The sequence below is a fragment of the Saccharopolyspora sp. 6M genome, assembly GCF_020176775.1.
GTDB lineage: Bacteria > Actinomycetota > Actinomycetes > Mycobacteriales > Pseudonocardiaceae > Saccharopolyspora_C > Saccharopolyspora_C gregorii.
Genome location: NZ_JAIUJZ010000265.1, coordinates 1 through 8816 on the forward strand (window position 1 = coordinate 1; position 8816 = coordinate 8816).

General features: G+C 74.4%; 10 protein-coding genes. 4 read left to right on the plus strand and 6 right to left on the minus strand.

All coding sequences use genetic code 11. From position 1 onward, the window contains the following. The first annotated feature begins 191 nt into the window (after positions 1-191). The 4 genes from LCD31_RS26875 (at position 192) to LCD31_RS26890 (ending at position 4118) form a co-directional block, all read left to right on the plus strand. The gene (locus LCD31_RS26875) at positions 192-881 is read left to right on the plus strand and encodes a histidine phosphatase family protein (protein ID WP_224962636.1); all 690 of its coding nucleotides are present in this window, start codon (positions 192-194) and stop codon (positions 879-881) included. Continuing rightward, positions 878-1336: a DUF6314 family protein gene (locus LCD31_RS26880; RefSeq protein WP_224962639.1), complete on the plus strand. Its 459-nt coding sequence runs from the start codon at positions 878-880 to the stop codon at positions 1334-1336. The genes LCD31_RS26875 and LCD31_RS26880 overlap by 4 nt, the downstream gene beginning before the upstream one ends. A 299-nt stretch (positions 1337-1635) precedes the next feature. Beyond that, positions 1636-2787 (plus strand): RtcB family protein, encoded by a 1152-nt coding sequence (locus tag LCD31_RS26885; RefSeq protein ID WP_224962653.1) that lies wholly within the window; start codon positions 1636-1638, stop codon positions 2785-2787. Positions 2788-2939: 152 nt separating this feature from the next. Further along, a complete protein-coding gene (locus tag LCD31_RS26890) occupies positions 2940-4118 on the plus strand; it encodes a macrolide family glycosyltransferase (RefSeq protein ID WP_224962641.1) in 1179 nt (392 codons plus the stop codon). Positions 4119-4316: 198 nt separating this feature from the next. On the opposite strand, the gene LCD31_RS26895 is transcribed toward LCD31_RS26890, so the two are convergent. From LCD31_RS26895 to LCD31_RS26920, 6 genes are all read right to left on the minus strand, one after another. Then, positions 4317-4889 (minus strand): acireductone dioxygenase, encoded by a 573-nt coding sequence (locus LCD31_RS26895; RefSeq protein ID WP_224962643.1) that lies wholly within the window; start codon positions 4887-4889, stop codon positions 4317-4319. Between the two features lie 13 nt (positions 4890-4902). Next, positions 4903-5538, minus strand: a complete 636-nt coding sequence (mtnB, locus tag LCD31_RS26900; protein ID WP_224962645.1) for a methylthioribulose 1-phosphate dehydratase — start codon at positions 5536-5538, stop codon at positions 4903-4905. After that, positions 5535-6254 (minus strand): acireductone synthase, encoded by a 720-nt coding sequence (gene mtnC / locus LCD31_RS26905; protein WP_224962647.1) that lies wholly within the window; start codon positions 6252-6254, stop codon positions 5535-5537. The genes mtnB and mtnC overlap by 4 nt, the downstream gene beginning before the upstream one ends. After that, positions 6251-7318 (minus strand): s-methyl-5-thioribose-1-phosphate isomerase, encoded by a 1068-nt coding sequence (locus tag LCD31_RS26910; RefSeq protein WP_224962649.1) that lies wholly within the window; start codon positions 7316-7318, stop codon positions 6251-6253. The genes mtnC and LCD31_RS26910 overlap by 4 nt, the downstream gene beginning before the upstream one ends. 134 nt (positions 7319-7452) lie before the next feature. Then, complete coding sequence (locus LCD31_RS26915) at positions 7453-8253, minus strand: putative protein N(5)-glutamine methyltransferase (protein ID WP_224962651.1); 801 nt, start codon at positions 8251-8253, stop codon at positions 7453-7455. Positions 8254-8386: 133 nt separating this feature from the next. Continuing rightward, on the minus strand, positions 8387-8816 hold a 430-nt coding region (locus tag LCD31_RS26920; RefSeq protein ID WP_308015875.1), incomplete at its 5' end, for a hypothetical protein.

Here is an 8816-nt window from a genome sequence, read left to right on the forward strand (position 1 = left end):
CCCCGGGGTTCCCGTGTGGGGGGGGTCGGGGCGGGGGCGGGGCGGGGGGGGGGGCGGGGGGCGGGGGCGGGGGGCCCCCCCCCCCCCCGGGGGCCCCCCCCCGGGGGCCCGGGGCCCCCCCGGGGGGGGGCCCACCGTCGTGCTCGGGTGGGGTTCGGCGCGGTCCGCGGCGGGGCCTACCCTCGGTTTCCGTGGCGACACTCATCCTGCTCAGGCACGCACGGTCGGCGGCGAACGGTTCGGGGGTGCTGGCCGGGCGCAGCCCGGGCGTGGGCCTGGACACCGCGGGGAACGCGCAGGCGGCGGGCCTGACCGGGCGGCTCGCGGAGGTGCCGATCTCCTCGCTGGTGGTCTCCCCGCTGCAGCGGTGCGGCGAGACGGTGCGGGAGTTCGCCGCGTCCCGCGAGCTGGCACCGGTGGTGGACGAGCGGCTCTCCGAAGTGGACTACGGCGACTGGACCGGCCGGAAGATCTCCGAGCTGACCGCCGAACCGCTGTGGTCGGTGGTGCAGCAGCACCCGTCCGCGGCGGTGTTCCCCGGCGGGGAGGGTCTGGCGCACGTGCAGGCGCGGGCGGTCGCCGCGATCCGCGAGCACGACGCGCGCGTGTCGGCGGAGTTCGGGGCGAACGCGGTGTGGGCGGTCTGCTCGCACGGCGACGTGATCAAGTCGGTGCTGGCGGACGCGCTGGGCGTTCACCTGGACGGGTTCCAGCGGATCGTGGTCGACCCGTGCTCGATCAGCGTGGTGCGCTACACCGAGACCCGCCCGTTCGTGCTCAAGATCAACGACACCGGTTCGGACGTGTCCGGGCTGCTGCCGCCGAAGGAGGCCGCGTCCTCGGACGCGGTGGTGGGCGGTTCCACCGGCGCCTCGGCGTGACCGAGCCGCTCCCGGTCCCGGACCTGGCCCCGGTTCCCGTCCCGGACCTGGCGGAGTACTTCGCGGGCCGGTGGGTGCTGCGGCGCGACATCGCCGACGACGCGGGCGCGCGGCTGGGCGGTTTCGCGGGCGAAGCGGAGTTCACCGCCGGGTCCGGCGAGCTCGTGTACCGCGAGACCGGGGAGCTGGAGCTGGGCGCGCACCGCGGCCCGGCGCAGCGGACGCTGCACTACCGGCTGGTCGACCCGGCCACCGCGTCGGTGCACTTCGACCACGGCGGCTACTTCCACGACCTGGACCTGCGGTCCGGGCGCTGGCGGGTGGAGCACCCCTGCCGGGCCGACCTCTACCGCGGCGAGTACGCGGTGCACGGCCCCGGCTCCTGGTGGCAGCGCTGGCACGTGGCGGGCCCGGCGAAGGCCCACGTCCTGACCACCGAGTTCACCCGGGCGTGAGGCCCGGCCGCGGAAATCCGGTTGCGGCCCGCCGCGGCCGGACCGCATGATCGACGAGTCGTTCGAGCGCGGGGGAGGTGGTCGCGTGGCGCCGGTCCGGTGGCGAATCCGCTCGTGTCCCGTCCTGCCCGCGCGTCGTGGCGTCCGCTGACGCCCGTCGTTCTCGCGTGCTGGTGCCCGGGCCCGAGCGGCCCGGGTTTTTCGTCTTCCCGCCCCGGAGACCCGTCGGGTCCGGTGGCGGTTCTTCCTAGGAGGTCGTGGTGGTCAGCGTGGTGCCGGGCAGCGGGGTTCCCATCCGGATGTGGGCGGACCCGTCCCGGGTGGAGGACGCGGCGATGGCGCAGCTGCGCAACATCGCCGACCTGCCGTGGGTGCACGGGCTGGCGGTGATGCCGGACGTGCACCTGGGCAAGGGCGCGACGGTCGGCAGCGTCATCGCGATGCGCGACGCGGTGTCCCCGGCCGCGGTCGGGGTGGACATCGGCTGCGGGATGAGCGCGGTGCGCACCTCGTTGCGAGCCGCGGACCTGCCCGACGACCTCGGCCGGCTGCGGCGGCGCATCGAATCGGCGGTGCCGGTCGGGTTCGCGATGCACGACGAACCGGTGGACACCGGCCGGGTGGCCGGCGAATCGGGCTGGGACGGGTTCTGGGGCGGCTTCGAGGAGCTGCACGACGGGGTGCGCGGCAGGCGGCAGCGGGCGCTGCGGCAGCTGGGCAGCCTCGGCGGCGGGAACCACTTCATCGAGGTGTGCCTGGAGCAGGGCGGCGCCGACGAGGGCCGGGTGTGGCTGATGCTGCACTCGGGTTCGCGCAACATCGGCAAGGAGCTCGCCGAGCGGCACATCGAGGTGGCGAAGTCCTTGCCGCACAACGCCGACCTGCCGGACCGGGACCTGGCGGTGTTCGTGGCGGGCACCCCGCAGATGGCGGCCTACCGGCGCGACCTGTTCTGGGCGCAGGAGTACGCGCGGCGCAACCGGGCGGTGATGGTGTCGCTGGTGCAGCGGGCGCTGGCTGCCACAGTGCCGGGCACCCGGTTCGACGAGCCGATCTCCTGCCACCACAACTACGTCGCCGAGGAGACCTACGGCGGGGTGCCGCTGCTGGTGACCCGCAAGGGCGCCATCCGCGCGGGCAGCGGCGAGCTCGGGATCATCCCGGGCAGCATGGGGACGGGATCGTTCATCGTGCGCGGCCTCGGCAACCCGGAGTCGTTCGCCTCCGCCTCGCACGGCGCGGGGCGGGCGATGTCGCGGTCGAAGGCGCGCCGGACGTTCACCGCCGCCGACCTGGCGACCCAGACCGCCGGGGTGGAGTGCCGCAAGGACGCGGGCGTGGTCGACGAGATCCCGTCCGCCTACAAGGACATCGACGAGGTGATCCGGGCGCAGACCGACCTCGTCGAAGTCGTCGCCCACCTCAAGCAGGTCGTCTGCGTGAAGGGCTGATCGCCGCAGCGGGCGAGCGCAGTGACCATCCGATGTCGAGAGCACGCGCGGTGTGACGATCACCGCACGGCTCCCCGCGCACCTCGCCGAGCGGGGAGGGGCAGACTGGACCGGTGCGGGCCGAACGGCCGATACCGATCGCTAGGGGAATCGTGAACAAGCACATCGCCGTGGTCACCGTGCCCGGCCACGGGCACATCAACCCGACCCTGCCGCTGGTGGAGGAGCTCACCCGGCGCGGCAACCGGGTCAGCTACGCCACCGGGCAGAGCATGCTCGAGCTGGTGGAGGCCGCGGGCGCCGACGGGGTCGAGATGCCCTCGACGCTGCCGTCGGTGCGGCCCGGCATGCAGATGACCGTCGACCTGATGGCCGGGATGCTGGAGTACCTGCACGGGGAGAGCCGCAACGCGCTGCCGGTGCTGCTGGAGCGGTTCTCCGCGGACCGGCCCGACGTGGTGTGCGTCGACATGCTCACCCCGGCGGGCCGGCTGCTCGCGCAGAAGCTGGACGTGCCGATCGTCCCGCTGGTACCCAGCTTCGCCGCGAACGAGCAGGTGTCGCTGCAGCAGCGGTCGGTGCCCGCGGACTTCGACCCGCAGCACCCGGCGCTGGTGAAGGCTGCCGCGCTGTTCCAGGAGCTCGGCGAGGAGTACGGGCTCTCCGGCGACCAGTTCCCGATGCGCCCGGTACCCGGTGCGGACAGCGTGGTGTTCCTGCCGAAGTCGTTCCAGTTCGGCGGGGAGACCTTCGACGACGGCTTCCACTTCGTCGGCCCGTGCCTGGGCAGCCGCGCCGAGCAGGACTACACCCCGGCCGACGAGCAGGCGCCGCTGCTGTTCATCTCGCTGGGAACCGGGTTCAACGACCGCCCGGACCTGTACCGCACGTTCCTGGAGGCCTTCGGCGGCACCCGCTGGCAGGTCGCGATGTCCATCGGCGGTGTGGTGGACGTCGCCGAGCTCGGTGAGATCCCGGCGAACTTCGACGTGCGGCCCTCGTTCCCGCAGCTGGGGGTGCTGCGGCGCGCTTCGGCGTTCGTCACGCACAACGGGATGGGTTCGACGATGGAGGCGCTGGCCTACGGGGTCCCGATGGTGGGCGTCCCGCAGATGATGGAGCAGGCCGCCAACGCCGACCGCGTCACCGAACTGGGCTTGGGCCGCAGGTTGCCGGAGGAGGAGATCACCGCGCAGAGCGTGTTCGCCGCGGTGGAGGCCGTCGCCTCCGACGAGGACATCAGGGCCAACCTGGCCGGCATGCGCGCCGACATCGCCGCCGCCGGCGGCCCCGTCGCGGGCGCGGACGTCATCGAGAACGCCTGCCGTTGACCCGCGGGTGGGTGGCCCACCGGTCCGGCAGGACCGGCCGGGCCGTGCACCACCCCACGACCTCGCGCGGCGGATTCCCCTCCTAGCGGCGGAGGTGCTGCGCGGCCGACCACCCACCCGCGGTTTCTCAGCGGTGCCCTCGCGAGGGCACCACTGAGGTTCCGCCACCCGGCCCGGCTCCCGACGGGAAGCGGACCGTCAGCGGTCTGCCATCAGGTCGTCGAAGGTGGGGAACTTCTCGGCGGTGTCGGTGTTGAGGAACTCGCCGATCCACCCGTCGTCGTCGTGGAAGAAGCGGATCGACACGAAGTCGGGGCTGGTTCCCATGTCGAACCAGTGCGTGGTGTTGGCGGGCACGCTGAGCAGGTCCCCGGCCTCGCACAGCACCGCGTACACCTTGCCGTCGAGGTGCAGGTAGAACACCCCGGCGCCGCGGGCGAAGAACCGGTCCTCGTCGTCGTCGTGGGTGTGCTCGGACAGGAACTTCTCCCGCGCGGCCTTGGCCTTCGCCGGCCATTCGGGGTCGGCGGAGGGCCGCATCGCGATCGCGTCGACCTTGATGTAGCCCTCGCTGTCGATGACCCGGTCCACTTCGGACCGGTAGGCGTCGAGGACCTGCTCGGAGGTGGCGTCGGCGGGCAGCTCCCGCAGCTGCCAGCGTTCGAAGCGCACCCCGAACTCCTTGAGGACGCCACCGATCTCGGCGGGGTCCTCGGTGCGCAGCGTGGCGGTGCCCGGGTCGGTGTCGTCCCAGACGGTCAGCAGGGTCATGCGGTTCTCCTGTTCACGAGGTGTGCTGGTCGGCGGCGAGGGCGAACGAGGTCAACCACTCCAGGCATTCGGTGCGGTGCCGCGCCTGGGCGAGGTCGTCGCCCCACACGTACACGCCGTGGCCCGCGACGACCAGCGCCGGGGTCGCCGGGTCGAAGACCTCGTCGAAGCGGTCGCCGAGCCAGGTCATGTCCTGCCCGTTGGGCACGACCGGCACGGTCACCTCGTCGTCGTGGGCGCCGCGGCCGAGCCCTTTGAGCATCTCCAGGTCGCGCAGCACGATCCCGCCGGGCCAACGGGCGGCGGCGAGCACCGGGGCGATGACGTGCACGTGCACCACGGCTCCCGCTCCGGCGCGGGCGGCGACGCGCGCGTGCAGCCCGGCTTCGGCGGACGGCCGCCGGCCGGGCCGCGGCTGGTCGGGGACGGCGGCGCCCGCCGCGTCGACGACCACCACGTCCTGCGGGGTCAGTTCGCCCTTGTCCCGGCCGCTGGTGGTGACCGCCAGCCGCAGCGGGTCGGTGCGCAAGGTGACCGACAGGTTCCCGGAGGTGCCGCGCATCCAGCCGAGCCCGGCGAACCGCGCGGATTCCGCGGCCAGCGCCGCCCCGGCGGCGTCGAGCTCCCCGGCGGTGATGGGGGCGCTCATGCGGGCACCTCGATGCTGATGTCGTCGAAGGTGGTGACGGTGCGGTGCGCGCCGAAGTCGGCGTCGGCGAACGGTTCGCCGGGCCGGGCGAGCCCGACGGTGCGCCACCCGGCTTCGGCGGCGGCGTCGAGCTCCGCGGGCACGTCGGAGGCGAACAGCACGTCACCGGGGTCGGTGCCGAGGACTTCGGTCATCGCCCGGTAGGAGCGCGCCTCCCGCTTGGGCCCGGCGTTGGTGGTGTCGAAGTGGTGCTGGAACAGGTGCCGCAGGTCCCCGTCGCTGGTGTGCGAGAACGACGCGATCTGCGCGGCCACCGACCCGGAGGAGAACACGGCCAGCCCCGCGCCCTGGTCGTGGAAGTGCAGCAGGGCGCCGACGACGTCGGGGAACAGCTCGGTGGTCAGCTCCGCGTCCGCGTAGCCCTGCCGCCAGATGAGGCCCTGCAGGGTTTTGAGCGGGGTGGCCTTGCGGTCGGCGTCCATCCAGGCGTGCAGCACCGCCACGACCGCGTCGGTGCCGGCGTCGGCGGGCAGGCCCGCTTCGGCGCGCACGTCGGCGACCGCGGCGCCGACCTCCGGGTCGTCGGGGTGCTCGTCGATCCACGGGCCGAGCCTGGGGCGGGCGTAGTCGTAGAGCACTTCGCGGACCTGGCTGGTCGGGGTGACCGTGCCTTCGATGTCGATGACGACCCAGCGGGCCGCTACCGGTTCGGTCATGCCTGTTCCCCCTGGTCGTGGGTGGGGTGCTCGTACCCGGCGAGCGCGCCGGGGGCGAACGGGCCCTGGTCGGTGACGACGGTGGTGACGAACCGGGGCGGGGTCACGTCGAACGCGGGGTAGTGGCCCCGGACGCGTTCGCTGGCGGTGCGCCGCCCGAGGGTGTGCAGCACTTCGTCGCCGTCGCGGTGCTCGATCGGCACGTCCGCCGCGGTGGGGGATTTCGGGTCCGGTTCGTGGCACAGCGCGTGGTACGGCACGCCGAAGGCGTGCGCGGCGACGGCGAGCTGCAGCGTGCCGACCTTGTTGATGACGTGCCCGTCGAGGGTGACCCGGTCGCTGGCGGTGATCAGCGCGTCCACCTCGCCCCGGCTGAACAGCGAAGCGCCCATGCCGTCGGTGATCAGCGTGGTGGGTACGCCCATCTCGGCGAGGGTTTCGGCGGTGAGCCGGGCGCCTTGCAGGTAGGGGCGGGTTTCGGTGCAGTAGAAGGTGAGTTCCTTGCCCGCGCGCTGGGCGGCGGCGACCGTCTCGGTCAGGTACAGGTCGCCCCAGCAGTGGGTGAGCACCCGGGCGCCGTCGGGCAGCAGCCGCGCGGCGGCCTCACCCATGGCGCGGCTGCGCCCCCGGTAGTCGGCGTCCCCGGCGCGCGCCCCGGCCAGCGCGGCGGCGGCGAGTGCCGCCGGGGAGTCCTCGCCGCGGGCGCGGGCGGCGTCGACGGCGTCGAGCACGAACGCCGCGGCGAGCCGCTGGTGGTCGTTGGTGGGCCGGGTGGCGATGAGCCGGTCCGCGGCCGCGCGGACCCGCTCGGTGACCTGGTCGGGCGCGTCGGCGGCGGCGTGGCGGGCGGCCAGCGCGAGGCCCCACAGCGCGGCGAAGTACGGGCCGCTGGACTGGGTGACCATGTCCTCGATGGCGCGGGCGACCTGCTCGACGTCGCGGGCGTGCACCCAGGTGCGTTCGAACGGGAACACCCGGCGGTCCAGCAGGTGCACGCCGTCGTCGGCGAGCCGAACGCTGTCGGCCAGCACCGGCGGCGTCGCCGGGTCGGTGATCAACGGCATCTGCGTCCTCTGTGGATAGTCGTCGACCGGTGGAAGATCAGATCGCTCAGATTACTGAGGCGACCCCCCGGTGGCGCAACTTCTTCCAGATCCCGGGACTGCCGGATGCGCATGCGTTTCCGCATCGGGCGAGGTCAGCGGGTGCTGCCGCGGACCACGGTGCCCGCCACGTCCGGGTCCTCGGTGGTGTGCGGGAGCAGGCCGTGCCGGGTCATCGCCGCGGCCGTTCCCGCGGCCTGCTCGGTGCTGGTCTCGATGAGCAGGACACCGCCGGGGGCGAGCAGGGCGGGTGCGGCGGCGGCGATCCGCCGGTGCAGGTCGAGCCCGTCGTCCCCGCCGTCGAGGGCGGTCGCCGGTTCGTGGTCGCGCGCTTCCGGCGGCATCAGCGGGATCCGCGCCGTCGGCACGTAGGGCGCGTTGACCGCCAGGACGTCCACCCGGCCGAGCAGCGCCGCGGGCAGCGCCCGGTCCAGGTCACCGGCGTGCACCCGCTCCGGGGGCAGGTTGCGGCGGGCGCAGCGCACCGCGGCCGCGTCGATGTCGGCGGCGTGCACCACCGCCGCGGGCACAGCCACCAGCACGGCGGCGCCGACCGCGCCGGAGCCGCAGCACAGGTCCACCACCAGCGGTTCCGGGCCGGCGGCGCGGGCGGCGTCGATGGCCTCGCGGGCTAGGAGTTCGGTGCGCCGCCGCGGGACGAACACGCCCGGCTCGACCGCGATGCGCAGCCCGAGGAATTCCGCCCAGCCCAGCACCTGCTCCAGCGGCAGGCCCTCGGCCCGCCGCCGCACCAGCTCGGCGAGGTCGCCCGGGCCGGCGGCCGCCGCCAGCAGCAGCCGGGCCTCGTCCTCGGCGAAAACGCAGCCCGCCGCCCGCAACCGGGCCACGACCTGGTCGAACCGGTCCGCCGCTGACGACGGGGATGGCTGGGACAACGGGCGACCTCCGGAGGTGCGCGGTGGGACCTTCCGAGGATCCCGCGGGGAGCGGGCGGCCGGTGGCCGCGCACGCGACGACGCGGCGGCCGAGCACCGGGTTCGGGCTCGACCGCCGCGTCGGGGAAGAACGTCAGCGGCGCTTCTTCGGCGGGTCCTTGCGCAGCAGGTCCGGGCCGATGATGCGGCGCACGACCCTGCGCGCCAGGCTGCGGCGCTTGGCCGGCTGCCGCGGCGGGGCCTTCGCGGGCGGCGCGGCCGCGGTGTCCGGGACCGGCGGGGCCGCGGGGGCCTCCGGCGGGGTCACCGGGATGAGATCGGCGAGCGTGCCGGACGGGGACTTCGGTGGCACCTCCTCGATGGTGCCCGCCCGCGCGGCCGGTGGGTCCGGATTGAGCCGCTTGGCGAACTCCGGCCGCTCTTCCCGGATCGCCGGGATGTAGGGCTGGGTCACCTCGACTCGATCCGGCCTCGGCGCCGGCGCATCCGGGCGGGGCAGGAAGTCCTCCGGGCGCGCCGCCGGGCGGGCGGGGCCGGCCCCGACCGGGTCAGGCGCTCCGCTC

Coding starts and splice junctions, on each gene's coding strand:
- LCD31_RS26885 (WP_224962653.1), top strand. CDS start 1,636: ATGTGGGCGGACCCGTCCCGGGTGGAGGACGCGGCGATGGCGCAGCTG.
- LCD31_RS26895 (WP_224962643.1), bottom strand. CDS start 4,889: ATGACCCTGCTGACCGTCTGGGACGACACCGACCCGGGCACCGCCACG.
- mtnB (WP_224962645.1), bottom strand. CDS start 5,538: ATGAGCGCCCCCATCACCGCCGGGGAGCTCGACGCCGCCGGGGCGGCG.
- mtnC (WP_224962647.1), bottom strand. CDS start 6,254: ATGACCGAACCGGTAGCGGCCCGCTGGGTCGTCATCGACATCGAAGGC.
- LCD31_RS26910 (WP_224962649.1), bottom strand. CDS start 7,318: ATGCCGTTGATCACCGACCCGGCGACGCCGCCGGTGCTGGCCGACAGC.